Source organism: Acuticoccus kalidii, assembly GCF_021556395.1.
Taxonomy (GTDB): Bacteria; Pseudomonadota; Alphaproteobacteria; order Rhizobiales; family Amorphaceae; genus Acuticoccus; species Acuticoccus kalidii.
Genome location: NZ_JAKGCS010000031.1, coordinates 1 through 25,928, shown reverse-complemented (window position 1 = coordinate 25,928; position 25,928 = coordinate 1). Strand labels below are relative to the sequence as shown.

Below are 25,928 nucleotides of genomic sequence, written 5' to 3'. Positions count from 1 at the left end.
CTCAAGAACCAGCGGCGGTCGGCATGAAGACGAATCCTGAGATCAAGCTGAAGCGCCGCTGCGCGGTTTACACCCGCAAGTCCTCCGAGGAAGGGCTGGAACAAGAGTTCAACTCCCTCCACGCCCAGCGGGAGGCGTGCGAGGCCTACGTCGCAAGCCAGAAACCCGAGGGCTGGGTGCTGCTTCGCGGTCAGTACGATGACGGCGGGTTCTCCGGCGGCACGCTGGAGCGGCCCGGGCTGAAGGCGCTTATCGCCGACATCGAGGAGGGCCTCGTCGACGTGGTCGTCGTCTACAAGATCGATCGCCTGTCCCGCTCTCTCGCCGACTTCGCCAAGCTGGTCGAGGTGTTCGACCGCAACGCCGTTACGTTCGTTTCCGTCACGCAGTCGTTCAACACGACAACGTCCATGGGCCGCCTGACGCTCAACATTCTGCTGTCGTTCGCGCAGTTCGAGCGGGAAGTCACCGCCGAGCGGATTCGGGACAAGTTCGCGGCGTCGCGGGCGAAGGGCATGTGGATGGGCGGCTGGGCGCCGCTCGGCTACGACGTGAAGGACCGCAAGCTCGTCGTGAACCCGGCTGAGGCGAAGACCGTTCGGATGATCTTCGAGAGGTTCGTCGAGGTCGGCTCGGCGACGTTGCTCGCGAAGGCGCTGCGGAAAGAAGGCGTCACGACCAAGCGCGGGAGCCCGATCGACAAGAAGTACCTGTACCGGCTTCTGAACAACTCCGCCTACATCGGCGAGGCGGTCCATAAGGGCGTGAGCTACCCGGCCGAGCACGAGCCGATCATCGATCAGCAGTTGTGGGAGAAGGTCCGAGCAATCCTTCAAGAGAGTCCGCGCAAGCGCGCTGCACGGACGCGCGCCGAAACACCCGCGCTGCTGAAGGGGCTGCTATTCGGGCCCGATGGCGCTGCCTTTTCGCCGAGCCATACTCGGAAGGGAGATCGGCTGTACCGATATTACGTCAGCCAGACGGTGCTGAAGCATGGCGCCGGGTCATGCCCCGTTGGGCGCGTGCCGGCGGGCGAGATCGAAGCCGCAGTCATCGATCAGTTGCGGGCCGTGTTCCGCCAGCCGGAGATCGTGGCCGGGACAAGGAAGGCGGCGCGGCAGGAGGACAACGAAATCACCGACGCAAACGTCCACGCCGCTCTGCAGCAGCTGGACCCGACCTGGGATGAGCTCTTTCCGGCCGAGCAGGCCCGCATCGTGGCGCTGCTGGTCGAGCGGATCCAGATCGGCACCGAGGGCCTGAACGTGCAGCTACGCGTCGATGGACTCGTCGGGCTCGCGCGCGAGATGCTGGCGGGGGCAATGGACCGCGCCGCGTGACCCGCAACACGCCGATCCCCAACACCGTGACCGTGCACGTCCCGTTTCGCGTCGCGAAGCGTGGGGGGCGAAAGGAGATCCGGCTGCCGCCGGGAGCGCCGTCTAGGCCGGAGCTGGATGACGCGTTGGTCAAGGCGCTGGCGCGCGCCTTCCGATGGGATCGCATACTGCGGTCTGAAGAGGTCGCAACGATCGCCGAACTGGCCGAGCGTGAGAAGATCGCGCCATCATACATGACGCGCGTGCTGCGGCTGACGCTGCTCGCGCCGGACATCGTCGAGGCGATCCTGGACGGGCGGCAGAGGCCGGAGGTGACGTTGGCGCGGGTTCTGGAGCCGCTCTCGCCAGAATGGGCGGCGCAGCGTTCGTCGCTTCGACAGGCTGAATTGCCTCCGAAAGTCTGCGGCGAGGCGCATTCTCGAAGATTGACCCGTAATGCGATATAGCATACATAGCAAACATGACACAATCTCTCGCCATTGCCGCTACGCTGCGCGCCATCCGCGCCAAGCTCGATCTTACGCAGGAACAGCTTGCTGAGCGGCTCGGCGTATCGTTCGCGACTGTGAACCGCTGGGAGGGCGGCGCCAACCTGCCCCAGAAGGCCGCCCGCGCCACCATTGCGGCACTCGCCAAAGAGGCTGGGGTGGACATGGCGGAGGCCGGATCCGACGACATTGCCGCCGCCGAAAAGGTGACGCGTCGCCGCGCAGGAACACGCTCCACCACTCCGTCCACGAAGTCCATGGAGCAGATGCTCTGGGATGCCGCCTGCTCGATCCGGGGTGAGAAGGACGCCGCCAAGTTCAAGGACTACCTACTGCCGCTCCTTTTCCTGAAGCGCCTATCCGACGTGTTCGACGACGAAATTGGGCGCCTTGCGGAGGAGTACGGCGACCGGGACACCGCTCTCGAGATCGCCGAGGACGATCACGAACTCCTCCGGTTCTATTTGCCGCCCGAGGCGAGATGGGCCGTGATCAGCGGTCGGAAGCCCTATGAATGGCCCAACGATGAGCAGGGCCGCCCCACCCGCCCAAAGGACATAGGAGAGCACCTGACCAAGGCGGTGCGCGCCGTTGTGCGGCAGAATCCGCCCCTGTCAGGCGTCATTGATGTGGTCGACTTCGCCGCCGAGCGGAACGGCGAGCGTGACATCAACCCGGCCAAGCTGCGCGAGGTGGTCGAGACCTTCTCCGACCCGCGCTACCGGCTTGGCCTCGCCGATGTGCAGCCCGATTTCCTAGGCCGCGCCTACGAGTACCTGCTGCGGAAGTTTGCGGAGGGCTCGGGCCAGAGCGCGGGCGAGTTCTTCACGCCGACCGAAGTCGGCTTCTTGATGGCGCAAATCATGCGCCCCCGCCCCGGCGAGGAGTGCCATGACTACGCCTGCGGCTCGGCCGGCCTGCTGGTGAAGCTGCAGCTGGTCGCACGAGAGCTTGACCCCACCAGCAAGGTTCCCCTCAAGCTCTACGGCCAGGAGCTGACGGCCGAGAGCTACGCCGTCGCCCAGATGAACGCGATCATCCACGACATGAGCGTCGACATGGCGCGCGGCGACACGATGATCAATCCGAAGTTCAAGACGCCGGATAGCAAGATCCGCACCTACGACATCGTCGTCGCCAACCCGATGTGGAATCAGCCGTTCAACCCCGACATCTTCGCCGACGACCCGTTCGACAGGTTCCGGACGCAGGGCGGCGCGACCTCGGGCAAGGGCGATTGGGCCTGGCTCCAGCACACGATGGCCTGCCTCGGGGACCGTGGGCGGGCGGCGGTCGTTCTGGACACGGGCGCGGTGACCCGCGGCTCGGGAAGCAAGAACGAGGATAAGGAGCGGAACATCCGCAAGTGGTTCGTCGAACATGACCTGATCGACGGCGTGATCCTGCTGCCGGACAACCTGTTCTACAACACCACTGCATCGGGCGTGATCGTCGTGCTGTCGAAGCGCAAGCCAGCCGCGCGCAAGGACAAGATCGTCCTGTTGAATGCCTCGCGCCGCGTGCAGAAAGGGCGGCCGAAGAACTTCATCCTTCAGGACGACATTCGCCCGCTGGCAGCGGCCTATCTGAAGGGTGAGCCGGTCGAGGGCGAGATTGCAGTCATCACTCGCGAGCAGGCGGCGGAGGCGGACTACAATCTGAGCCCCAGCCGCTGGGCCGGGCATAAGGACGAGATCGATCACGGCTCAATTTCGGATCTTCTGCGAGAACTGTCGCGCCTCCATAAGAAAGACATTGCCCTCACAGGCGACGTGATGAGCGCGCTGGCGCCTTTGATCGAGGAGCAGGTCAATGGTTGATTGGCCTACGCGGTCAGTGGAGAAATGCCTTTCGAGGCTTCGCTTTGGTTCGGTTAGGAAGCTCCCGACGCAAGCCTATCGCCCGACAGGGCGCTATCCGATTATCGATCAGGGTCAGTCTCTTATTGCCGGTTGGACCGATGACGATGGCGGGTTGATCGATCGCGATCTCCCAGTCATCGTCTTCGGCGACCATACCCGTGCGTTCAAGTTTATCGATTTTCCGTTCGTGCGTGGGGCTGACGGCACCCAAGTCCTGAAGCCGACAGGGGACATCGATCCCCTCTTTTTCTTCTACGCCCTTCGCGGCATCGATCTGCCGAGCCGCGGCTACAATCGTCACTTCAAGGCCCTCAAAGAAAGGGAAATTGGCATCCCTGGAGACGCTGAACAGGTGGATATTGCTCGGATCTTGAGATTGGTTGAGTCAGCGCTTGAGACACAGCCGCAGCAAGTCGCGGCTTGGGAGGCATGCAAGCGCGCGGCTATGCGGGCGCTGTTCACGAAGGGGCTTCGGGGCGAGGCGCAGAAGGAAACCGAGATCGGGCCGGTTCCAGAAAGCTGGGAGCTTCGCTCGGTCCTTGATCTTTGCGATATCCGGAGCGGCGGAACGCCACGAAAGTCTGTTCCTGAGTACTGGATCGGGGATATTCCATGGGTTTCTGGTAAAGACCTGAAGGCACCCACGCTGGACGATGCGATTGATCATGTGTCAGCCGAGGGGATCGAGGCCGGAAGCCGTTTGGCGCCCGCAGGAACAGTGCTGGTCTTGGTGCGCGGAATGGGTCTGGCAAAGGACCTCCCCGTCGCAGTGATTAGCCGCCCTATGGCCTTCAACCAGGACATCAAGGCTCTCGTGTCGCGTGGAGATTTCGACGGTAAGTTCCTTCGCTCCGCGATCTATGTCCACAAGGATCGGCTGCTGACGAAGATTGTGCCGTCGGCGCATGGGACGATGACGTTGAACCTGAATGACATTGAGACGTTCATGGTGCCTTGCCCCGCAGACCCCGTCGAAGCGGATGAGATCGTCGCAGTCCTCGACGCGATCGACCGGAAAATCGACCTGCATCGCAGCAAGCGCGCCGCCCTCGACGAACTCTTCAAGGCGCTGCTGCACAAGCTGCTGACGGGCGAGATCCGGGTGTCCGACCTCGATCTTTCGGCGCTGTCCCCGGATCCGGCCCCCGCCGACAGCAAGACCCCCGAGGTGGCCGCATGAGCAACAGCATGACCGAGGCGCTTTCGCAACTGGCGAGCCGAATGCCCCGGATCGTCCGCGAACACGAGGTGCTGCGCGTCGCAGGATGGATGCCGGGCGAAGACCCCGATGCGGTTGCGCACAAGGCCGCTGGCGAGGTGCTGCGCTGGGCTCAGCGTCGGGCGGGCCAAGGCCTTCCGCGGGAGGCCTGGGACGGCGAGAGCTTCGAGCTGCCGCTCCCCGGCCGCGACCCTTCCGCCATCCGGCTCCGCGCCGGAGCATCCGATCTCTGGGCCTTCCGCATCCACGACCCCGACAAGACCGTGCCGGGCCGCGCGTGGACGACTGAGGTTGTCCTCGGCCACGTCCCCGGCAAGGCCGCTCAGTTCAGCACCCGCCTTCTCGTCGCTACGCCCGAGCAGGATTTTTCCATCGATCCGGCGGTGCCGGGGTTTGTGCACCAGGTCGCGGAGAGGTGCGGCCTGGTGGTTGGCTCGCAGGCTGCGTCTGCAACTCCAGCGGTGTACGCCGACGGCGAGGGCGCCGAAGGGCTGATCGAGCATCTTGCCAATCCCGGCCGCCTGCTGCCGACCATTGTGTTGACACTGGCGGACGGCGCATCGGCCCCGTACATTAATGCCGAGAGACTCGCCGCTGCGCTGACGGGGCTCGCTCATGTTGCTTTGGCCCGTCCGGATGCCGCGTGGGGGCTCACCGAGTGGTTGGGCAAGCGGCTTTCCGTATTCGGCGGCGCGGCGAGGGTCTATCAGCCTGGTTTCGAAGACATGGCCGATCCGTTCGCGCATCGGCTCCTTCTGTCGGGGCAGCTTGTTTCGGTCGACGGAGTGGAACGCGCGACACGATGGCTGCGCGAGTCCGCCGCGCAGGCCAGCGTTCAGCGAACGCGCCTTGGCAGGGACGTACTGACTTTCTCGGCGATCCGCGCGGCACAACTCGAAGTTCAGCAATCGAAGCTGCGAGAAGCCGATGCCAGTGACGCAGACCAGCTGGCTGCCGCGCTGAAGCGGATCGAGGCCCTGAAGGGCGAGATCGAAGATCTGAGGACCGAGCAGAGCTATTACATAGAGGAGTTCGACAAGGAGCGGGAACGTGCCGGGCTTGCGGAAGCCCAGGCTCAGAAGTCGGCGTACCGGATCCAGCAGCTAACCGATCAGCTGACGTCGAAGGGTGATGACCCCGATCAGGAGGTCCAGTTACCGACGGGCTGGTCAGAGTTCGCCAGCTGGTGCAACGAAAACCTCGCTGGCCGGCTGGTCCTGACCCCCAACGCGCACCGGGGCACGCGCAAGCCGCTCTTTCAGGATGTCGAGACCGCGGCGAGAAGCCTCCTGTGGCTTGCCACCGAGGGCCGTGACCGTTTCCGCAATGGCGGCGGAGCGCTCGCCAACATCCCCATCCTTGATGGGGCTCAGAACGCTCCCTGCGGCGCTGACGAGTTCGATTTCGACTGGAATAGCCGCAGGTTCTCGGCCGAGTGGCACATCAAGAGCGGCGGTAGCACCCGCGATCCGTCACGCTGCATGAGGATCTATTACTGCTTCGACCAGCAGACCCAGCAGATCATCGTCGCCGAAATGCCGGCTCATCGCAGGACGGGTGCGACATGACTGGCCCAGTCCATTACCATCTGGGCCAGTTCCCGCCTGCGTCCGAGCAGTTTGACTGGCCGCGCCTTGTGCCACTGATCGGTCCGGCAAATGCCGCGCTCGCCCGTTATGACGGTCTCGTTGCGGCCATCCCCAATGCCAGCGTGCTGCTGTCTCCGTTGACGACCCAAGAAGCGGTGCTCTCATCGAAGATCGAGGGCACGAACGTCACGATGGGCGAGGTGCTGGAAATCGAGGCCGGAGCCGGCGGCGACGTGGACCAGCCCAAACGCGACGATGCCGAGGAAGTGCTCAACTACCGCGTGGCTCTGAGCTTCGCCGCGAATGCGCTCCGGGAGCGGCCCCTTTCGCCCCATTTACTTCGCGAGGCGCATGCCTTGCTGCTGCAGGGGGTGCGCGGGCGCGACAAGAACCCCGGAGCATTCCGCGACGAACAGAACTGGATTGGACCGCAGGGCTGCACCATTGAGCAGGCGAGCTTCGTCCCCATTCCGCAGGAGCATCTTCTCAGCGGTTTCGACACTTGGGCTGCCTACACTGCCGATCGGGGGCAGCCTGATCCGCTAATTCAGTTAGCCCTTATCCACCTCGAGTTCGAAGCACTTCATCCGTTCAAAGACGGCAACGGCCGACTAGGGAGGATGATCATCCCCCTCTTTCTCATGCAACGCGGCGTGCTCTCCAGTCCGAGCTTCTACATGAGCGGCTACCTCGAAGGCCGACGCGAGGAATATGTCGATCGCATGCGTGCAGTGTCGCGCGCCGGCACATGGACAGATTGGTGTTCGTTCTTCCTCGAGGGTCTCATCGAGCAGGCCCATCAGAATCAGGAGCGCGCTCAGCAGATCATTGCGCTGAACACCCGGATGCAGCGCGAAGTTGCCGAGCGCACGCATTCTCAGTTCGCGGGGCTTGCTGTTGACTTCATCTTCTCAAGGCCCGTGTTTCCCACCCCGCTCTTCGTCGAGAATTCGGGGATCCCGCGTGAGTCGGCGCAGCGGCTGCTTCGCTTGCTGCGAGAGGGAGACAATCCGATCCTCCGGACGATCCGTCAGGGTTCTGGGCGGAGACCAGCCATACTCGCTTTCCCCGAGCTCCTGAACATTGCCGAGGGGAGGAATGTGCTTTGAGCGTTATCCGCTACATACAACTGCGTTTGCGTGTAACAAACGCCTCTTTCGCTACACGCAAATGGAGTCGCTGTTCATCCGTGACACACAACGGATTGCCGACGGTGCGGTACGATGTCTGAGATCCGGATCAGTGAGGCTGGCACCGTCCAGTTCCCGATGGTGAAGCACGCCGCCGAGTTCGGCTGGACGCCGATTGCGCCAGAGGTAGCCAAACAGAAGCGCGGCGGCGAAGCCGGAATGATGCTGCGTGACGAGCTGGAAGCGGCGCTCAACAAGTTCAATCCGTGGATGACGTCCGACACCATCCGGCAGGTGATAGAGAAGCTGGAAGCAATCCCGCCCACCATCGAGGGCAATCGCGACATGCTCGCCTGGCTGCGCGGCGAACGGCAATGGTACGACGAGGGTGAAAAGCGCCACCGCCACGTCCAGCTCATCGATTTCGAGCGCCCGGGCGAAAACGCCTTCCATGTCACCTGGGAATGGAAACTAAAGCCGCCGGCGCGCAAGGGCAACCGGGCGGATGTGATGTTCGTCATCAATGGCGTTCCCGTCTGCATCGTCGAGCACAAGAACCCCAAGGACGGTGGCGCCATCGATCGGGGTGTGACGCAGCTCAAGCGCTACGAGAAGGAAACGCCCGAGCTGATCGGCACGCCGCAGCTCTTCAATGTCACGCATCTGCTCGACTATTGGTATGGCGTGACTTGGAACGCCAACCGCCGCTACATGGCGCGCTGGAAGCAGACGCCCGAGGAGACCTACAGGTTTGCGGTTCAGGCATTCTTCGAGCCCACCGACTTCCTGCGCACTCTCCGTGACTGGATCCTGTTCTATGTCGAGGACGGCGAGACGCGGAAATCCATCCTGCGTCAGCACCAGCGTGTTGCTGTCGACAAGATCGTCGAGCGGTGTGAGGACAAGGCCAAGAAGCGTGGGCTCGTCTGGCACACACAGGGCTCGGGCAAGACCTTCACCCTGCTTACAGCCGCACGCCTCATCCTTGAGGACAAGGCACGATTCCAGAACGCCACCGTCATCCTGGTGGTAGATCGCACCGAGCTCGAAGGCCAGCTGAAGGGGTGGGTCGAGAAGCTGCTCGGCGAGATGCAGAGCCAGGATATCCCGGTCTGGCGGGCCAACTCCAAGACTGAGGTGCAGGATCTCCTCAAGACTGACAAGCGCGGCCTGATCATTTCGATGATCCACAAATTCGAGGGTATCGATAAAGACGCCAACACCCGGGAGAACATCTACGTCTTCATCGACGAGGCACACCGCTCGGTCGCCAAGGACCTCGGCACCTACATGATGGCCGCAGTCCCGAACGCGACCATCATCGGCTTCACCGGCACACCAATCGCCAAGACGGCGCAGGGCGAAGGCACCTTCAAGATCTTCGGCACCGAGGACGAGCAGGGCTATCTCGACAAATACTCGATCCGTGAGTCGATCGAGGACGAAACTACGCTTCCCATCCGCCACACCATGGCGCCGAGCGAGATGACCGTACCCGCCGAGCGACTGGACAAGGAATTCTTTGAGCTCGCCGCAGCCGAGAGCGTGACCGATATTGACGAGCTGAACAAGGTGCTCGACCGCGCCGTTGGCCTCCGCACTTTCCTCACCGCCGACGACCGCGTCGAGAAGGTTGCCGCCTTCGTCGCCGAGCATTTCCGGGAGAAGGTCCACCCACTCGGTTACAAGGCGTTTCTGGTCGGCGTGAACCGCGAAGCATGCGCCAAGTACAAACGGGCACTAGACAGGCTGCTACCGCCCGAATGGTCCGAAGCAGTATACACGGACAATGCAGCGGACGTGGTTGACCGCCCACTGGTGGCCGAGGTTCAGCTATCGCCGGAACGCGAAGCCGATGTGAGGCTGCTTTTCAAGAAGCCGAACGAAAATCCCAAGATCCTGATCGTCACCGACAAGCTACTAACCGGCTACGATGCGCCGTTGCTCTACTGCATGTATCTTGACAAGCCGATGCGCGACCACGTGCTGCTACAGGCCATCGCCCGGGTGAACCGCCCCTATGTCGATGCCAACGGGGTACAGAAACGAGTGGGACTCGTCGTCGATTTCGTGGGCGTGCTCCGCGAGCTGAAGAAGGCCCTGCAGTTCGACAGCTCCGACGTCAGTGGCGTAATCGAGGATCTGGACCTCTTGCTCCAGGATTTTCTTGGCAGGATCGAGAAGGCGAAGGGCGATTTTCTCGACGTCGAGGACGAGGGCAGCGCCGACGAGAAGCTGGAGAAGCTGGTGTATGGCCGGTTTCTCGACCCTGAGCCGCGCAAGGCGTTTTTTGAGGCCTACAAGGAAATCGAAGCGTTGTGGGAAATCCTCTCGCCGTCGCCCGAACTGCGCGATCACATCACGACGTTCAAGCGCCTCGCGCAGCTCTATGCTGCCGTGCGAAATGCATATGCCGACCGCGTTGGCTACCTCGCCGACCTTGCCTACAAGACGCGCCGCCTGGTCGAGGAGAGCGCAACGCAGGAAGGTCTAGGTAAGCTGACCAAGACCGTGACCTTCGACGTCAAGACACTGGAAGGCCTGCGCGGCGAGCCTGGCTCGGATGAGGGCAAGGTATTCAACCTCGTGCGCGGACTTGAAAAGGAGATCGAGGACGAGGCAGATACAGCGCCGGTTCTGCAGTCGCTGAAGGACCGGGCCGAGCGGATCCTTAAGGATCTGGAGAATCGAAACACTACTGGTCTCGCGGCCATGGACATGCTGGCGGCGCTGGCAAAGGAAAAGGATGAGGCGATCAAGGCCGCCAAGGATAGCGGGCTCTCCGCGCGAGCGTTCGGTGTCTATTGGAACCTTAAGGACAACGAACCTCTCCGTAACGCAGGCATTTCAGCCATGGAGCTGGCGCGCGACGCGGAAACCGAGATGCATCGATTCCCTAACGCCAGAGTCAATGACGACGAACGTCGGAAGCTGCGCGCCACCCTATACCGCCCGCTTCTCGGACTTGGCAAAGAGGATCGCGGCCGGGTTGTAGATCTGGTGCTGGCGATCCTGCTCGACGGCGATCACGATGCCGAGTCCTGAAGACCGACGCGCCTCTCTCCGCGCCCGGGTCGATTACTGGTGTGAGCGTCTGAAGGCGACACCGCGCATCGTTCGAATCCAGCGCATGACGCGCAAGTGGGGATCATGCTCAACCGGCGGCATCATCACACTTGCCGAGGACTTGGCCGATCAGGAGAAGTGCTTCCAGGACTTCGTGATTGCACACGAGTTGCTGCATCTACGGATTCCCAACCATGGCAAAGTCTTCAAGGCGCTGATGACAGCGCATGTGCCCCGTTGGCGTGAACATGAGAAGCATCGTTTGGCTGGAAAACGGTCAGGGGTTTCTCGATGATCGGGCATCACCATACAAGTCCCGATCAAGGATCGAAGGGACAGCCCAGCCACCTCGTATTTCGACCAAAGCTTCGATTTCTGTTCCTTCTCAAGAACGTCCCAGAAATCGAAATGTTCAGCAGGCGGGACATTAACCTGTTCAAATTCAATCGCTTGTGAAGAATTCACCAAACCGGCACAGTCATGAGGTCCGGAGAATATCGGCCCTGAGAGACCGCTTCAGCGGCTCCCAGCACCGGGGCTGGTGCTCAGCCTGTCCCGCATAACCCTCGAAAACAACGGGAAATTCCGGCCGCAGCCGGATCGGGAGAACGCTTTCGCGGGGGCAAATGGCGGAGGGAGAGGGATTCGAACCCTCGAGACGGTTTCCCGCCTACACACTTTCCAGGCGTGCGCCTTCGACCACTCGGCCACCCCTCCTTTGTGAGCGACCCGCTTAGCAGACCTCGTCAGCCGCGTTAAGGGGGTACTTACATCGTCTTGGCACACCAGGACGACCACCCTTGTCAAGCGGAGGATTGCCCATGTCCAGATTGTTGTGGCTCATCAGCCTGCCATTTCGCATCCTCGGCTATGTCATCGTCATCGCTGCGCTGGTCGCCGGCTTCCGCGATCTCTACCAATCGGTCGATCGCGACACGCTCGTGCTGACCCCGTTCGGCGATCTGTGGTATCTCGCTTGGCCGGCGTCGCTCGATACCGTCCACACGCGGATTGTCGCAATGGAGCCTGGCTTCTGGGATACGGCGATCGAGGTCATCCTCCGTTTGCCGGCCTGGCTCGCTCTCTTCATCATCGCGACATTGATCCTGCTGATCGCGCAACTCATCTATCGTCCGAGATAAAGGGAGTGCGGCTATGAGCATTTTTGCGCGTTTCGGCAAATCGATGGAGCTGCCCACGCCGGCCGAAGCCCTCGCCGGTCGGCCCGATCCGATTCCGACGGCTGAGCGGCACGCGGTGAACGGCGAGCCCCTCAAGGGGCCCTGGCCGGGGCTCGAGACGGCCGTCTTCGCGATGGGCTGCTTCTGGGGCGCGGAGCGGCTGTTCTGGAAGACCCCCGGCGTCAAGGTGACGGCGGTCGGCTATGTCGGCGGCGTCACGCCGAATCCGACCTATCGCGAGGTCTGCTCCGGCAAGACGGGGCACACCGAAGGCGTTCTCGTCGTCTATGATCCGAAGGTCGTGTCGTTCGAGGCGCTGACGAAAATCTTCTTCGAGGGGCATGATCCAACGCAGGGGATGCGCCAGGGCAACGATGTCGGGACGCAATATCGCTCCGCGATCTTCGTCGCTTCGCCCGAGCACCGGGCGACGGCCGAAACAATCCGCGCCGCCTATGCCAAGACGCTGGAACAGGCCCGCTACGGTCCGATCACCACGACGATCGAGGACGAGAAGCCGTTTTATTATGCCGAGCCGGAGCACCAGCAATATCTCCACAAGGTGCCGAACGGCTATTGCGGTCTCGGCGGCACCGGAATGAGCTGCCCGATCGGTCTCGGCGCGGCGGCCTGAGGCGACCTGTCGGCGGCCCGTCGCGCATAAAGCGGGGCGGGGCGCTGCGGGGCGGCTAGATGTCGAAGCTGGGGCGCAGTGTGTGATCCCAGCGCCGCGGGCGATCGTGGTGAAACGGTCGGCAAGGACTTGCACCCGACATTCTGGAGCCCGGCGATCACGGCGGGCTCCTCGGTGGTGTCGGCCGTTTCGGTGGTGAGATCCGTCAGAACCCCGGCCGCGGCGAGCGACGCCTGACAATAGTCCGAAGAGTGAGCAGGCGAGCCGCCACACGCCCTTGCCCCATACGGTGTAGCCGACGGCGAGCGTGATTTCCGGCACGGCGATGTGTGCGCTCAACAAGGGGCTGCCGGCCTCATCGACCCCGAGCGCGTGCGGCGGACAGACGACGCTGAGCTCCAGCGCGATGCGGATGGTGAGGCCGCTGATCGCCGGCTGCATGATGATTTGCAGCCTGTGAAGGAAGTGGGCGATGACGATTTCGGTGAGCCGGCTCGCACCGTCATGCACGCGATCGCCGAGAGGCCGCCGGCCTTCACCGCGAGGATGGAAGGGTCGAGAGAGATCGCCGAAAACACCTGCGGCGCCAGGAAGCCGGAGCCGCCCGGCCCGTGGGGCAGCGCCTGCAAGGCGGTGCCGAAGGCGGTCATCGCCATGGACACGCGAGGCTGCGTGCCTCCTCGCGGCTCGCCCCCGCCTCGTGCACCACGGTGACGACGATCACGAGTTTGACGCTGAGGAGAAAGGTGCACTGGATCCTCGCCGACGACGAGGTCGTGCGTCAGGCGGCGTGGGAGTATGTGAAGTTCGCGTCGGGCCCCGACGGGCAGACGATCGCCGTCCTCGGTTCGGGCTATATGCCGACCAACAAGCGCGATGGAGCCAGACTATCTTGGCGCGTTCAACGAGGCGCACCCGAACTGGATGGCGAGCATGAAGCAGGTGTCGCGCGCCGAACCTTCGGAAGGCTATCCGGGCAACAACGGCGTGGAGATCTGGCGCACCCAGCGTGACATAATCGGCGCCGTGATGCGGGGCGACGAAACGCCGGAAGACGGTCTCGCCGAGATGGTCGAGGTGACCGACGGGCTCATCGCCCGCTGAACGCGAACCGGAGCGGGGATCGCCCGCTCCCCTTCTTGGCGACCGCTCCAAGGGCGCCGGATCCGATGCGATCCTGCGTTCGGACCGGGCGGCCGCGTCTATCCTGTGAGTGGTGACATTCCTTGACCGACCTCTTGATCCTCGACTGCGACGGCGTTCTCGTCGACAGCGAGCGGCTTTCCGCCGAAGCAACCTCCCGCGTCCTCGCAGAGGCGGGCCGGACCGTTTCGGTCGACCAGATCCTCGCCGCCTATGTCGGCATGACCGATGCCGCGATGTGGACGCAGGTCGCCCGCGACTGGGACATCGTTGTCGACGACGGTCATCGCGCCCGCCATGACCACTATCTTGAGGCGCTCTTCACCACCTCGCTCCGGCCGGTCTGTGACGAGGTGCACGCCGTGCTCGGCGCGCTCGGCCTGCCGATGTGCGTCGCCTCCAATAGCGGGCACGATCGCCTTCGGATGACGCTCGGCACGACGGGACTCGCCCCCCTGTTCGTCGGCCGGATCTTCAGCGCCGAGGACGTCGCGCGCGGCAAGCCCGCGCCGGACCTCATTCTTCACGCGGCGGCGACCATGAACGTCGACCCGCGGGACTGCCTGTTCGTCGACGATAGCGTGGCCGGCGTGACCGCCGGCGTGGCCGCGGGTGTCACGACGATCGGCTTTTGCGGCGGCACCCATGGCGGGACCGATCATGCAGAGCGGCTGATGCGCGCCGGGGCGGTCGGCACAGTGACCAATTTTCACGAGATCGCAGCGCTTGTCGGCCGGGCGGGCGCGTTCACGACCGAAGAGCATCCCCGATGACCGAGATCGCCCCGTTTTCGACGCCCCGCCGCTTCCTGCGCGGCAACCTCCACACCCACACCGACCGCTCTGACGGGACCTTGCCCGTCGAGGCGGTGGTCGCCCGTTATCGTGAGGCCGGTTACGATTTTCTGGCGGTGACCGACCATTTCCTCGATCGCTTCAACGTCCGCTGCACAAACCCCCCTTCGCCGGCAACCGGTTCGGATCCGGGCTGACGCGGGTGCAATTGCCACTCGCCCCACTGACGGCGAGCCCTTGGTTCCGCCTCGTCGTCATCGATGAAAGCGGTCGGCGTGCCTGGTCGAACCCGGTTTGGCGCGACAGCCTTTCGCACGTGGGGTAAGGCGGGTTCGGATCGCCGGTCAGTCCGGGATACGGTCCCGGCCGTCTCAATCGGCGGAGCGGGATCGAGATTTCGCGGGACGACGCTTCGGCGCGGCTTTGCGCGCGCCGGACGGAGGCGGGGAGGCGGGCTTCGCCGGCGCCGGCGCTGGTGCCGGCGGAGGTGCGGTGGAGCCGCGTGGGCAGAAACGCGCCTCCAGCTCGACGCGCTCGGGCGTTTCCCGCCCCGCGAGGCGGGAGAGGAGATATTCGGCCGCCCGTTCCCCGATTTCGGTCTTCGGCGAGCGCACGGTCGTCAATGGCGGGTCGAGTTCCTTCGAGATGTCATAGTCGCCGAAGCCGACCACCGAGACGGTGCCCGGCACGTCGATGCCCTGGGCCTTCGCCTCGAACAGGATGCCGGCGGCGATGACGTCGTTGCCGGCGATGATCGCGGTGGGGGCCGGGGTCACGTCGAGGGCGCGCAGGCGGCGGAGCGCCTCCCGGCCCGAGGCGTAGGAGTATTCGACCGACAGCAACAGGCGCTCGTCGAGCGTGATGCCGTGGGCGGCGAGGGCCTGGCGCGTCCCGGCGAGGCGCGCGGCGACGCGATCGTTGCGATCGGCGAAGCCGGTGACGACCGCGAAGGTGCGGTGGCCGAGCTCGACGAGGTGGTCGACGACCCGCTTCAGCGCCGCTTCGTGGTCGAACCCGCAGCAGGGATAACGCGAATCGGCGCGCCAGACCCACGTGTTCACGAAGGGTACGTCGGCGCGTTCGAGGAGCGCGTAGAACGCGTCGGAGCGGCGTTCGCCGACGAGGGAGAGGGCGTCGACGCCGCGTTCCAGAAGCGTCTGAGCCTGTTTGAACTCGACTTCGAGGTCGTATTCGAACGTCGCAAGGAGCAGCGTGTATCCCGCTTTGGTGATGTGCTTCTGAAAGCTCGTGATGTGGCTGGAGAAGATGGCGTTGTCGAGCGTCGGCACGATCGCCCCGATGGTGCGGCTTCGGTTCGAGGCGAGGGTGCGCGCCGCATGGTGCGGAATATAGCCAAGGTCCCGTATCGCCGCCTCGACGCGCCCCCGCACCTCCTGGCTGACGAGATGGGCGTCGTTCAGGAACCGAGAGACCGTCGCGGTCGAAACGCCTGCCTTTTCGGCAACGGTCTGAAGTGTGACGGCGCCGCGACGAGCCCGGTTGCGACCAGCGGGGGACCTTTGCATCTGTTTTTCCTACGCCACCGTGCGCTCCGTGTCATCGCCGGAGGCTTTCGCTAAATATCACCAAGTCGATTGACGAGAGCGATTGATTGTGATCGGCTATGTAAGCGCTTACGCGCTCGCTGCATCATCGATTGTAAGCGATTACATACATGGGCCTCAATCCAAAACAGCGGCAAAAGCCGCGGTGAGGTCTGTGTTCGTCTGGGGTCGAAACAACCAGGAGAAGACAGCATGAGCCGAATGACAGGCCGTGTCGGCGTTTTGCTTGCTGCGCTCGTCGGGGCGACATCCGCCTTTGCGCAGGACGCGCCGGAGAATTTCCTCAACCGACAGCTCACCATCGTCATTCCCTATGGCCCTGGGGGGCTGACCGACGCGCGCGGTCGCGCCTTCCAGGCGCATATGGAAGACGTCATCGACGTGCCGGTCGTGGTGCAGAACCTGTCGGGCGGCGGTGCCCTCGTCGGGACCAACTTCGTCTATTCGCGGCCGTCCGACGGAACGCACGTCCTCATCGCCTCCGGATCGGACGGCCCGCACGCCCATAGCGTCCTGTCCCCGACAGAGCTCGGCTGGTCCTGGGAAGACTGGACGCCGATCGGGCAGTTCGCGATGTCCATTCTCGGCTTCGTCGTGTCCGAGGATTCGCAGTTCGAGACGTTGATGGATGCGGTGGAACAGGTTCGCAAGGAGCCGGGTTCCGTCACCCTCGCATCGCTCGGCCCCGGCCGTGCCGACGACCTTTATATGCTTGAATTCATGCAGGCGACGGACACCATCGGGAAGTGGAACTGGGTGTTCTACTCCTCCTCCGCCGCCGCACAGGCCGACATTCTCTCCGGCGATCTCGACATGGCCTATATCGGCGTGTCGCGGAAAGACATGATCGACCATCCGAATTTCGAGGTCCTCGCCCAAGGCATCAAGCCGAGCGAAATCCCGGACGATTGGCCGTTCGACTGGCCGACCGTGGAGGACGCCATCGGAACGGAACTCGATCTCGTCGGCGCGAGCTATGCGACGGTCTTCGCCAAGACCGACACGCCGGAGGAGCGCCTCGACTACCTCGAATACGCGTTCGAGACCGTCGCCAACGACGAGGGATTCCGCAAGGCGCGGGATGATTATGGCGAGCCGGCGCTTTGGCGCGACCGGGAGACCGCGCAGGACAATCTCGATGCGGTCCACACCAAGCTTCAGGAGATGAAGCCGCTGCGTGACGAGCACGTCAAGCAGTAGACGCGAGCGGCCGGGCGCACGCGCGTCCCGGCCATCCGGACGATTCCCGCAATCCTGACCGCTTGGAGTCCGCCATGTACGAGGGCATGGGCGAAGCGCTGGTCTTTCTCGCCAATCCGCTCAATCTCGCCTGGATCGGGCTCGGCACCTTGCTGGGTCTCATCGCGGGCACGCTTCCGGGCGTGAGCGGCGTGTCGATGATGGCGCTTCTTCTTCCCTTTACCTTCGGTATGCCGCCCGAAACCTCGGTGCTCATGCTGATCGGTATCTATGCCGCGTCGACCTATTCGTCGTCGACGGGGGGCATTCTCTACAACATCCCGGGCGGCGCGGCCGGCGTGCCCACCACCGTGGAGGGTTATAAGCTCGCGCTGAAGGGCCGCGCCGGCGAGGCGCTGACCACCGACATCTACGCCTCGTTCATCGGGTCCGTCATCGGCTTCGTCGGCGCCGTGATCCTGACGCCGATCTTCATCGTTCTCGCCACCCAGTTCGGCACGGCGGAACGCGGGCTGTTCGCGCTCCTCGCCCTCGTGCTCGTCGGCACCGGCGCGCTGTCGCGGGCCGATCCGCTGCGCGGCCTCCTCGCCATCGGCATCGGGCTGCTCGTCGGGACGGTCGGGATGCAGCCGAACACCGGGTTCGTGCGCTTCGTCAAAGATATCCCGCAATTGTGGGACGGCTTCCACCTCGTGTGGATCATCGTCGGCCTCTACGCGGTGCCGCAGATCTTCCGCCTCGCGTCGCTCGAAAAATATTTCGAGGCGGTGCGGGGGCTCGATCTGCATTACGGCTTCGGCGTCGAATTCCGCCGCTTTCTCGGGCTCCTGCGCCGGCATTGGGGACTGTTCCTGAAAACGGGGATCCTCGGCACCTGTATCGGCGCCATTCCCGGCCTCGGTACCGTCGCCGCCTCGTGGCTCGGCTATCAGGAGGCCTATCGGAGCTCGAAGACGAAAGAGGAGTTCGGCAACGGCTCCATCGAGGGCGTCGCCGGGGCGGAAACCGCCAACAATGCCGCGGTCCCCACCACCATCGTGCCGCTTCTCGCGCTCGGCATCCCCGGCAGCGCCGCCTCGGCGCTGATCCTCGGCGCCTTCCTCCTCGCCGGCATTCAGCCCGGCCCGCAGATGATGGAGGTCAATCCCGGCAAGGTGTGGACGATCCTGCTCGGGCTCTTCGTCACCGGCGCGTTCTTCGTCGCCTTCGGGCTCCCCTTCCACCGCATCGCGGTCTACGTGACGAAGGTCAGGCCGGCCTATCTCATTCCGGCGATCGTGGCGTTCTCGGCGATCGGCACCTTCCTCGCCACCGGCTTCGAGCTCGGCATCTATATCGCGCTCGCGATCGGCCTCGCCGCGGTTGTTCTCGAACGGCTGCACCTGCCGGTCGCCAACGTGCTGCTTGGCGCCATTCTCGGCCCGACGATCGAGAAGGAGCTTCTCCTCGCCTACAATATCGGCGGGTTCTCACGGTTCCTGCAGCCGAGCGCGCTGGCGCTCCTCCTCCTCACGCTGTTCTTCCTCGTCTGGGGGCTCTACCGAAACCTCCTGCCCGGCCTCGGCGCGTTGCGCGTCGCCAAGGGGAGGGCGGCCTGATGCGCGCCTCCCCCGGAAATGACACCGTTCTCGGCCTTCTCGCGCTCGCGCTCGGAGGCTGGGTGGCGCTCGAAACGGCCGGCTACTCGCAGATGGCCGGCGGTTTTCCCTACGCCCTCGCGGTCTACCTCATCATCCCCCTCGGGGTGTTGATCTTGGCGAGAGGCCTCGCCCGGCTGCGCTTCGAGCCGCGCGCGGCAGAGACGAGCGCCGACGCCGAAACGCAAATGGTGCGCTTCACCCCCATCACGATCGCGGTGATCGTCGTCGTGTGCCTCGGCACGCTCGGGATCGGCCTCATCGGCTTCGTTCCCGCGATGGCGGCGCTCGCGCTCGCAACCGGCGTCGTCTTCCGGGCGCGGTGGTGGGTCGTGGCGATCTACACCGCCGGATTGGCGGCCGCTCTCGCCAGCTTCCTCGCGTTCTTCAACGTCCAGATGCCGCAAGGTGCGCTGTTCTAAGGCGCCGGCGCACCAACAATGAAAGTGAATCGATATGATTGATCCGCGTCTGTCCGGAAAATATGCCGTCGCCGGCGTCGGTACGAGCGCCTACGGCAAGTTTCCGGAAAAGGATGACTTCCACCTCGCGGCCGACGCCTTTGCCGATGCCATCGAGGACTGTGGCCTCGACAAGTCGAAGATCGACGGGCTCGCCGTCTGTCGCGTCCCCCACTACGCCCCGATGGCCGAGATGATCGGCCTGCAACCGCGGTGGACGCTCCAATTGCCGCCGCACGGGCGCATGTCGGGCATCTCGATCATCGAGGCGCTCGCGGCGCTCGACGCGGGATATTGCGACTACGCGGTGCTGCTCTACGCCAATATCGGCCGCTCGCGCCGCATCCAATATGGCGGCGAGGAGTCGCCTGGTTTCTGGGATCCCTGGGGGTTCACCTCCATGGGCGCGATCCACGCCATGCTGTTCCGCGAGCACATGGAACGATACGGAACGACGACACGCCAGCTCGCCGAGGTCTCCGTCGCCTTCCGCAAGCATGCTGTGATGAACCCGTCCGCCGTCATGCGCGAGGCGTTCACCATCGACGATCACGAGGCGGCCCGCATGATCTGCGATCCGCTGCGCCTCCTCGATTATTGCCTCATCAATGACGGCGCCGTTTGCCTGATCCTCACCTCGGTCGAGCGGGCGAAGGATCTCAAGAAGAAGCCCGTGGCCATCGCCGGCATCGGCGCGCAGGACGCGCTGCGCCACGCCTCCTATCCGCAGGCTGACTTCTGGTTCGACGCCCTCCAGAAGACGGCGGATCAGGTCTATCCGATGGCCAGCGTCGGCCCCTCGGACATCGACGCGCTGATGGTCTACGACAATTTCAGCCCCACGGTCCTCTTCAGCCTCGAAGGGATGGGCTTTTGCGCGCCGGGCGAGGCCGGTGCCTTCGTCGAGGGCGGAACGCTCGGCCTCGGCGGCGCGCTGCCCGCGAACACCGACGGCGGCCACCTGTCCAATTCGTACATGCAGGGGTGGGCCCTCAACGTCGAAGCCGTGCGCCAGGTGCGAGGCGAATGCGGGGCGCGCCAGGTGCCCGATTGCGAGGTCGTCCAGTACGTCGCCGCCACGCCCTGCACCCGCTCCATCATCTATCGCCCGGCCTAAGGCCGCCGCGCGTCCATCATCCGGAGATCCCCCGATGCTCACCGACGTCTCGCGCCCGCTGCCGAAACGCACCCCCGTCAACGCACCCTTCTGGGAACATGCCGACCGTCAGATCCTCGCGCTTCCCTGGTGCGAGAGTTGCGGGAAGACTCACTTCCCGCCATCGCCGCGCTGCCCGCATTGCCTGCACGACGCCTTCGATTGGCGGCCTGCGAGCGGCCGGGCGACGCTCGTCTCCTGGGTCGTCTTCCACCGCTCCTATTGGGACGGGGTCGCCGCCGACGTTCCCTATAATGTGTGCCTCGTCGAACTCGACGAAGGGGTGCGGATGCTGAGCAATCTCGTCGGCGCGGCCGAGGAGGCGCCCCGTTACAAGATGCCCCTGAAGGTGACCTTCACCGACCGCTTCCCGGATCTCATCCTGCCGGTCTTCGACGCCGCGTGACGCCATCGGCTGTCGCCGGCGGCCGTTTCCAGACGCTCGACGGGCCCTGATCCGTATCGCACAGACGAGTTCTTCCATGACCATCCCCCATAAGGACGTGTTCCTCCAATCCGGTCCGGGTATGCTGGACGGTGTCCGCGTCATCGAGATCGCCGACGAGCTCGGCGAATATTGCGGCATGCTTCTGGCCGGGCTCGGCGCCGACGTCGTCAAGGTCGAGCCGCCCGGCGGCAGCCCGACCCGCGCGTTCGGGCCCTTCCTCGACGACACGCCGGGCCCGGAGCGCTCGCTTCATTTCTTCGGCTATAATCGCGGCAAGCGCTCCGTCGTCCTCGACCTCGAGACCGAGGAGGGGCGCGCGCGCTTCCTTTCCCTCGCCGAGAGCGCCGACATCGTCCTCGACGCCGCGGAGGACACCCGCCGCCGGCATGAAGCGCTGCGGCCGGAGGCACTCGCCGCGCGAGTGCCGGGGCTCATCACCGCCCGCATCACGCCCTTCGGCGACACCGGGCCCTGGAAGGATCACAAGGCCTCGGACCTCGTCCACCTCGCGCTCGGCGGGGTGATGATGAATTGCGGCTACGATTTCGATCCCGCCGGCCGGTACGACCTGCCGCCCATCGCGCCGCAGCTCTGGCACGCGTATCACATCACCGGCGAGCAGCTCGCCCTCGGGATCCTCGCCGCGCTATTGCACCGCCACCGCACCGGCGAGGGGCAGGACGTCGCCTGCGCCGTGCACGAGGCGGTGGCGAAGAACACCGAGCTCGATCTCATGTCGTGGGTGATGCGCCACGCGCCGCTCTACCGCCAGACGTGCCGTCACGCGGTGGAGACGCCGACCCATTCCCCCAATATCAGCCACACCAAAGACGGCCGCTGGATGATCGCCTACGGCGTCTCCGCTCGCGACCGGGCCGCTCTCGTCCCGTTTCTGGAGCGCTACGAGATGGCGGGCGATCTCGAGCCGCCGGCCGAGGGGGAGGATCTGCGGGCGCGCAACGTGCCCGGATCGGCCGCCGACGATGCCAGCACGCGCGCGCTCGAGGTGATCCAGCGCTTCGTGCGCTGTCACATCTACGACAATCTGCCGTGGACCGAAGCGCAGGAGGCCGGTCTCTTCTGGGCGCCGTTGCGCAAGCCGCACGAGAACGTCCTCGACGATCATTGGCAGGCCCGCGGCACCTTCAGCGCGATCGAGCACGAGGATCTCGGCCGCAGCCTCGTCTATCCGACGAGCAAGTGGTTGAGCACGGCCACGGCCTGGCGGCCGGGCCGCCGCGCGCCGCATCTCGGCGAGCACAGCGCGGAGGTCCTGGCGACGCTGCCGGAGCCCCGCGCGCGGCCCCACGCGCAACCGGCGGCAGCGCCGACCCGGTCCGAACACGGCAAGCCCTTTCCCCTGCAAGGCGTGCGGATCTTCGACTTTTCGTGGTTCCTCGCGTCGGCGGGCGGCACGCGGATGGCCGCCGCGCTCGGCGCTGAGGTCATCAAGGTCGAGTGGAAGGCCCATCCCGACACGCGCCTTGCGGCGATGGCCCCGATCGGCGGCCGGGCCGCGCGGGAGAAGGCGACGGAGCCGCTCGAGGGCGTCACCGATTCCGACATGGGCGGGCAGTTCAACAACAAGAATCCCGGAAAGCGCGGCCTCTCGCTCAATATCCGTCATCCGAAGGGGCTCGAGATCGCGAAGCGGATGATCGCGATTTCGGACGTGGTGGCCGAGGGCTTCTCGCCGGGCGTGCTCGATCGTGCCGGCCTCGGCTACGACGTCATGCGCGGCCTGAGGCGCGATATCATTTACGTGCAGCAGTCCGGTATGGGCAGCCAGGGGACCTACGGGCGGTTTCGCACCGTCGGCCCGGTCGCCGCGGCGTTCGCCGGCACCTCGGAAATGTCCGGCCTGCCGGAGCCCGCGATGCCGGCCGGGTGGGGCTATTCCTATCTCGATTGGATCGGCGCCTACGGGTTCGGCCTCGCCGTTCTCGGCGCGCTCTATCATCGCGAACGCACCGGCGAGGGGCAGCGGATCGATTCCTCCCAATGCGAATCGGGCATTTTCCTCTCGGCGACCCCGGTGCTCGACTGGTCGGCGAACGGGCGGGTCTGGACGCGCATCGGCAACCGCTCGCCCTACAAACCCGCCGCCCCGCACGGGGCCTATCGCTGTCGCGGCGACGACCGGTGGATCGCCATCGCCGCCTTCACCGAGGCGGAGTGGCACGCTCTCGCACAGGTCGCCGGCCGGAACGACTGGCGCGACGACCCCCGCTTCGCGACCCTCGCCGCCCGCCTCGCCCATCAGGACGAGCTCGACGCCGCCATCAGCGCGTTCACGGCCGAGCAGGATGCCTTCCAGCTGATGGCGACGCTGCAGGCGGCGGGCGTGGCGGCCGGCGTGTGCCAGACGGCGCAGGATCGTTGCGACCGCGACCCGCAATTGGCCGCGCTCGACTGGTTGACGGAGGTGACGGGAACCAAGATCGGCACCTGGCCGGTGGCCGAGCTGCCGGTCAAACTGAGCGAGACGCCGGCGCATGTCGGCGGCGTCACCCGTCGCGGCGCGCCTTGTTATGGCGAGGACAACGAGGCGATCCTCGGGGAGCTGCTGGGTTACGGCAGCGCCGAGATCGCCGTCTTGGCGGAGGAGGGCGTGATCTGACCGCGCCACCCGACTTGGACCACGATGGACGACGGAGGCGCGGCCGATCCGCGCCCCGTCGGGACGGCCCGAGGGCCGAGCCGCCACCCGGATCCATTCCCGCGCCGCCACCGGTGCCGGCGGGGCGCCCCGCCCCGCGATGCCGGGCGGGGCGCCTCGGGGCCGGGCCCGTGCGGCCGGCCGTTTTTATGACCGCCGCAGGACGTCCTGCCATTCGGGGTGTCGGTCGATCTGGGCCTTGGCGAAGGGGCAGAGGGGGATGATCGCGATCCCGTCGCGGCGGGCGTCCTCGATCGCCCGGCGCACCAGCTGCTCGCCCACCTTGCGGCCGCGCAAGGCTGCCGGAACCTCCGTGTGGTCGATGATCAGAAGCCCGTCGCCCGCCCGGCTATAGGTCATCTCCGCCTCGATGCCGTCGACGACCATCCGGTAACGCCCCTTCGCCGCGCCGTCCTCCCGCTCGACCGGCGCGTCGGCCGGCGGCAGCGCCGTCTTCGCCTTCTCCGTCACCGCGTCCGGCGGGCGCACCTCGCCCGGCTTCCCCGTCGCGCAATCGAGGAGATCGCGGTCCCATCCGCCGCGATCGGCCGCCGCCTCGTAGGTCGAGACCAGGAAGGCGAGAAGCGCCGCGGCCGGATCGGCCGCCGACTGCACCGCCTCATAGGGCAGGACGAACTCGCCGAGCCCGTCATGCCAGAAGGCGGCATCGGGCCGGACCGGCGTCGTGCCATAGCCGTTCGGCGTCGGATAGGCGTAGGCATAGAAGGCCGGATAGTCGATGCCGCCGCCCCCCGGCCAGAAGCCCGCCGAGGACACCTCACGGTCGTAGGCCTCCTGCGCCACGTCGTCCGGCAAGGTCGGGATGCCGGCGGGGTGGAGCGGCGCGCGCCGGCCGGAGAAGCGGGTCACCGCCAGATCGAAGCTGCCCCAGAACAGGTGGACGGGGCTCGACTTGCCGAGAAAGCCGGTGCGGAAGGTCTGGAAGACCCGGTCGATCGCCATCAAGGCCCGGTGGAAGCGGCGGACGGCGTCGCGATCATAGGGCCGGTCGCGATGATCCTCGCGGAACGGGACGGGGTTCGGCACCTCGTTCGGCAGCCCGTCGAAGGTCGGCGTGCCGCCGAGCTCGGTCACCAGGCGGACGAAGTCGGCATGGAACGCCGCCACCGTCGTCGGCCCGAGCGCGAAGGACGCGGTGCCGCCCTCGCCATTGGTGCCGACGACCTTGTGCTCGTGAAGATCGAACAGGATCTCGATGCCGGGCCCGTCCGGGATCGGCGAGGAGGTGAGGCCGCGCGGCGTGACATAAAAGGTCGCGTGCCAGGAATGGTTGATCCACGGGGTGTGCGCCAGCCGATACTTGCCCGCCACCTGCAAATAAAGATGCAAGGCAGAGCAGGTCTCGCGCCAGCCGAGATAATCGAGTTCGGGCCATGCATTCGCGTCGGGCATTCGGCGTCCTCCATCCAGCATGCGCGCGGCACGCGGTGTCGTGTCGGTCGTCCGGCGCGGGTCGAGCCGCGGGCGGACGGGTGTCTCGTCGGCGCGGCGGCGGTCAGTCCGGCAGAGGGATGTGCTCGTCCCGGTCGTCGACCGGCAGATCGAAGCGCCCCACGCCCCAATTCTCGGCCCGCCATTCGGCCTTGGCGGCCTCGATGCGCTCCTTCGAGGAGGCGACGAAGTTCCACCAGATATAACGCGGTCCGCCGAGCGTCGCGCCGCCGAGGATCATCAGCCGCGCGCCGCGTTCGCCGGCCGCCACCGTGATCGGGTCGCCGGGGCGGAAGACCATCATCTGCGCCGCCGCATAGTCCTGGCCGGCGACGCTGATCGAGCCGTCGACGATATAGATGCCGCGATCCTCGTGATCGTCCGGCATCGGCAGGCGGCCTCCGGGGGCGAGCGTCACGTCGGCATAGAAGGTCTCGGAGAGCATGCGCGCCGGGGCGGTCTCGCCATAGGCGGTGCCGAGAATGAGCCGCACCGAGACGCCGCGATCCTCGATCACCGGCAGCGTGTCCTTGCCGTAATGCTCGAAGAGGGGCGCCATGTCCTCGTGGCTGTCGGGCAAAGCGAGCCAGGTCTGGATGCCGAACAGGCTGTTGGGTCCGGTCCGGGCGGCAGCGGAGGTGCGCTCCGAATGGGTGACGCCGCGCCCGGCGACCATCCAGTTCAGCGCACCGGGGCGGATGATCTGATCGGCGCCGGTCGAGTCCCGATGGTGGAAGTCGCCGCGAAACAGGTAGGTGACGGTGCCGAGCCCGACATGCGGGTGCGGCCGCACGTCGACCCCCTGGCCGGTGAGGAGCTCGGCCGGCCCGGCCTGATCGAAGAAGATGAACGGCCCGACCATCTGCCGCTTCGGCGCCGGCAGAGCGCGCCGCACCTCGAAGCC

General features: G+C 65.3%; 22 protein-coding genes and 1 tRNA gene. 19 read left to right on the top strand and 4 right to left on the bottom strand.

Annotated features, from left to right (window positions below):
* The first annotated feature begins 23 nt into the window (after positions 1-23).
* From L1787_RS18290 to L1787_RS18255, 8 genes are all read left to right on the top strand, one after another.
* Complete coding sequence (locus L1787_RS18290; protein WP_235710556.1) at positions 24-1,340, top strand: recombinase family protein; 1,317 nt, start codon at positions 24-26, stop codon at positions 1,338-1,340.
* Entirely contained in the window at positions 1,337-1,786 is a 450-nt protein-coding gene (locus L1787_RS18285) for a hypothetical protein (protein ID WP_235710555.1), read from the top strand. The genes L1787_RS18290 and L1787_RS18285 overlap by 4 nt, the downstream gene beginning before the upstream one ends.
* A gap of 14 nt (positions 1,787-1,800) precedes the next feature.
* Entirely contained in the window at positions 1,801-3,648 is a 1,848-nt protein-coding gene (locus L1787_RS18280) for an N-6 DNA methylase (protein ID WP_235710554.1), read from the top strand.
* Positions 3,641-4,870 carry a restriction endonuclease subunit S gene (locus L1787_RS18275; protein WP_235710553.1) on the top strand — a complete coding sequence of 410 codons (1,230 nt, stop codon included), beginning with the start codon at positions 3,641-3,643 and terminating at the stop codon, positions 4,868-4,870. Before L1787_RS18280 ends, L1787_RS18275 begins: the two co-directional genes overlap by 8 nt.
* Complete coding sequence (locus L1787_RS18270; protein ID WP_235710552.1) at positions 4,867-6,477, top strand: hypothetical protein; 1,611 nt, start codon at positions 4,867-4,869, stop codon at positions 6,475-6,477. Before L1787_RS18275 ends, L1787_RS18270 begins: the two co-directional genes overlap by 4 nt.
* A complete protein-coding gene (locus tag L1787_RS18265; RefSeq protein ID WP_235710551.1) occupies positions 6,474-7,607 on the top strand; it encodes a Fic family protein in 1,134 nt (377 codons plus the stop codon). The genes L1787_RS18270 and L1787_RS18265 overlap by 4 nt, the downstream gene beginning before the upstream one ends.
* A gap of 114 nt (positions 7,608-7,721) precedes the next feature.
* Positions 7,722-10,673, top strand: coding sequence for a type I restriction endonuclease subunit R (locus L1787_RS18260; protein ID WP_235710550.1), 2,952 nt, complete (start codon positions 7,722-7,724; stop codon positions 10,671-10,673).
* Positions 10,660-10,989: a M48 metallopeptidase family protein gene (locus L1787_RS18255; RefSeq protein WP_235710549.1), complete on the top strand. Its 330-nt coding sequence runs from the start codon at positions 10,660-10,662 to the stop codon at positions 10,987-10,989. Before L1787_RS18260 ends, L1787_RS18255 begins: the two co-directional genes overlap by 14 nt.
* Positions 10,990-11,321: 332 nt before the next feature.
* Here the strand turns inward: L1787_RS18255 and L1787_RS18250 are convergent.
* Positions 11,322-11,411, bottom strand: a tRNA-Ser gene (locus L1787_RS18250).
* Positions 11,412-11,515: 104 nt separating this feature from the next.
* On the opposite strand from L1787_RS18250, the gene L1787_RS18245 reads away from it, so the two are divergent.
* From L1787_RS18245 to L1787_RS18225, 5 genes are all read left to right on the top strand, one after another.
* Positions 11,516-11,836, top strand: a complete 321-nt coding sequence (locus L1787_RS18245) for a hypothetical protein (RefSeq protein WP_235710548.1) — start codon at positions 11,516-11,518, stop codon at positions 11,834-11,836.
* Positions 11,837-11,849: 13 nt separating this feature from the next.
* Positions 11,850-12,509 carry a peptide-methionine (S)-S-oxide reductase MsrA gene (msrA, locus tag L1787_RS18240; protein ID WP_235710547.1) on the top strand — a complete coding sequence of 220 codons (660 nt, stop codon included), beginning with the start codon at positions 11,850-11,852 and terminating at the stop codon, positions 12,507-12,509.
* A gap of 876 nt (positions 12,510-13,385) precedes the next feature.
* Positions 13,386-13,613 (top strand): hypothetical protein, encoded by a 228-nt coding sequence (locus tag L1787_RS18235; protein ID WP_235710546.1) that lies wholly within the window; start codon positions 13,386-13,388, stop codon positions 13,611-13,613.
* A 122-nt stretch (positions 13,614-13,735) separates the two neighbouring features.
* Positions 13,736-14,425, top strand: a complete 690-nt coding sequence (locus tag L1787_RS18230; protein WP_235710545.1) for an HAD family hydrolase — start codon at positions 13,736-13,738, stop codon at positions 14,423-14,425.
* On the top strand, positions 14,422-14,643 hold the full coding sequence (locus tag L1787_RS18225) for a PHP domain-containing protein (RefSeq protein ID WP_235710544.1): 222 nt from the start codon (positions 14,422-14,424) through the stop codon (positions 14,641-14,643). The genes L1787_RS18230 and L1787_RS18225 overlap by 4 nt, the downstream gene beginning before the upstream one ends.
* Positions 14,644-14,817: 174 nt before the next feature.
* On the opposite strand, the gene L1787_RS18220 is transcribed toward L1787_RS18225, so the two are convergent.
* The gene (locus tag L1787_RS18220; protein ID WP_235710543.1) at positions 14,818-15,972 is read right to left on the bottom strand and encodes a LacI family DNA-binding transcriptional regulator; all 1,155 of its coding nucleotides are present in this window, start codon (positions 15,970-15,972) and stop codon (positions 14,818-14,820) included.
* A gap of 231 nt (positions 15,973-16,203) precedes the next feature.
* Here L1787_RS18220 and L1787_RS18215 point away from each other — a divergent pair, with 231 nt between their 5' ends.
* The 6 genes from L1787_RS18215 (at position 16,204) to L1787_RS18190 (ending at position 23,533) form a co-directional block, all read left to right on the top strand.
* Entirely contained in the window at positions 16,204-17,211 is a 1,008-nt protein-coding gene (locus L1787_RS18215; protein ID WP_235710542.1) for a Bug family tripartite tricarboxylate transporter substrate binding protein, read from the top strand.
* Between the two features lie 74 nt (positions 17,212-17,285).
* Complete coding sequence (locus tag L1787_RS18210) at positions 17,286-18,809, top strand: tripartite tricarboxylate transporter permease (RefSeq protein WP_235710541.1); 1,524 nt, start codon at positions 17,286-17,288, stop codon at positions 18,807-18,809.
* A complete protein-coding gene (locus L1787_RS18205) occupies positions 18,809-19,270 on the top strand; it encodes a tripartite tricarboxylate transporter TctB family protein (RefSeq protein WP_235710540.1) in 462 nt (153 codons plus the stop codon). Before L1787_RS18210 ends, L1787_RS18205 begins: the two co-directional genes overlap by 1 nt.
* A 34-nt stretch (positions 19,271-19,304) precedes the next feature.
* Positions 19,305-20,426: a thiolase family protein gene (locus tag L1787_RS18200; RefSeq protein WP_235710539.1), complete on the top strand. Its 1,122-nt coding sequence runs from the start codon at positions 19,305-19,307 to the stop codon at positions 20,424-20,426.
* A gap of 34 nt (positions 20,427-20,460) precedes the next feature.
* Entirely contained in the window at positions 20,461-20,871 is a 411-nt protein-coding gene (locus tag L1787_RS18195) for a Zn-ribbon domain-containing OB-fold protein (RefSeq protein ID WP_235710538.1), read from the top strand.
* Positions 20,872-20,947: 76 nt separating this feature from the next.
* Complete coding sequence (locus L1787_RS18190) at positions 20,948-23,533, top strand: CaiB/BaiF CoA-transferase family protein (RefSeq protein ID WP_235710537.1); 2,586 nt, start codon at positions 20,948-20,950, stop codon at positions 23,531-23,533.
* Between the two features lie 186 nt (positions 23,534-23,719).
* Here the strand turns inward: L1787_RS18190 and L1787_RS18185 are convergent, their stop codons facing one another.
* Both L1787_RS18185 and L1787_RS18180 read right to left on the bottom strand, forming a co-directional pair.
* A complete protein-coding gene (locus L1787_RS18185; protein WP_235710536.1) occupies positions 23,720-24,985 on the bottom strand; it encodes a DUF5996 family protein in 1,266 nt (421 codons plus the stop codon).
* A gap of 103 nt (positions 24,986-25,088) precedes the next feature.
* Positions 25,089-25,928: pirin family protein (locus tag L1787_RS18180; protein ID WP_235710535.1), on the bottom strand; the 840-nt coding region annotated here is incomplete at its 5' end.

Coding starts and splice junctions, on each gene's coding strand:
- L1787_RS18290 (WP_235710556.1), top strand. CDS start 24: ATGAAGACGAATCCTGAGATCAAGCTGAAGCGCCGCTGCGCGGTTTAC.
- L1787_RS18280 (WP_235710554.1), top strand. CDS start 1,801: ATGACACAATCTCTCGCCATTGCCGCTACGCTGCGCGCCATCCGCGCC.
- L1787_RS18275 (WP_235710553.1), top strand. CDS start 3,641: ATGGTTGATTGGCCTACGCGGTCAGTGGAGAAATGCCTTTCGAGGCTT.
- L1787_RS18270 (WP_235710552.1), top strand. CDS start 4,867: ATGAGCAACAGCATGACCGAGGCGCTTTCGCAACTGGCGAGCCGAATG.
- L1787_RS18265 (WP_235710551.1), top strand. CDS start 6,474: ATGACTGGCCCAGTCCATTACCATCTGGGCCAGTTCCCGCCTGCGTCC.
- L1787_RS18260 (WP_235710550.1), top strand. CDS start 7,722: ATGTCTGAGATCCGGATCAGTGAGGCTGGCACCGTCCAGTTCCCGATG.
- L1787_RS18255 (WP_235710549.1), top strand. CDS start 10,660: ATGCCGAGTCCTGAAGACCGACGCGCCTCTCTCCGCGCCCGGGTCGAT.
- L1787_RS18245 (WP_235710548.1), top strand. CDS start 11,516: ATGTCCAGATTGTTGTGGCTCATCAGCCTGCCATTTCGCATCCTCGGC.
- msrA (WP_235710547.1), top strand. CDS start 11,850: ATGAGCATTTTTGCGCGTTTCGGCAAATCGATGGAGCTGCCCACGCCG.
- L1787_RS18235 (WP_235710546.1), top strand. CDS start 13,386: ATGGAGCCAGACTATCTTGGCGCGTTCAACGAGGCGCACCCGAACTGG.
- L1787_RS18225 (WP_235710544.1), top strand. CDS start 14,422: ATGACCGAGATCGCCCCGTTTTCGACGCCCCGCCGCTTCCTGCGCGGC.
- L1787_RS18220 (WP_235710543.1), bottom strand. CDS start 15,972: ATGCAAAGGTCCCCCGCTGGTCGCAACCGGGCTCGTCGCGGCGCCGTC.
- L1787_RS18215 (WP_235710542.1), top strand. CDS start 16,204: ATGAGCCGAATGACAGGCCGTGTCGGCGTTTTGCTTGCTGCGCTCGTC.
- L1787_RS18210 (WP_235710541.1), top strand. CDS start 17,286: ATGTACGAGGGCATGGGCGAAGCGCTGGTCTTTCTCGCCAATCCGCTC.
- L1787_RS18205 (WP_235710540.1), top strand. CDS start 18,809: ATGCGCGCCTCCCCCGGAAATGACACCGTTCTCGGCCTTCTCGCGCTC.
- L1787_RS18200 (WP_235710539.1), top strand. CDS start 19,305: ATGATTGATCCGCGTCTGTCCGGAAAATATGCCGTCGCCGGCGTCGGT.
- L1787_RS18195 (WP_235710538.1), top strand. CDS start 20,461: ATGCTCACCGACGTCTCGCGCCCGCTGCCGAAACGCACCCCCGTCAAC.
- L1787_RS18190 (WP_235710537.1), top strand. CDS start 20,948: ATGACCATCCCCCATAAGGACGTGTTCCTCCAATCCGGTCCGGGTATG.
- L1787_RS18185 (WP_235710536.1), bottom strand. CDS start 24,985: ATGCCCGACGCGAATGCATGGCCCGAACTCGATTATCTCGGCTGGCGC.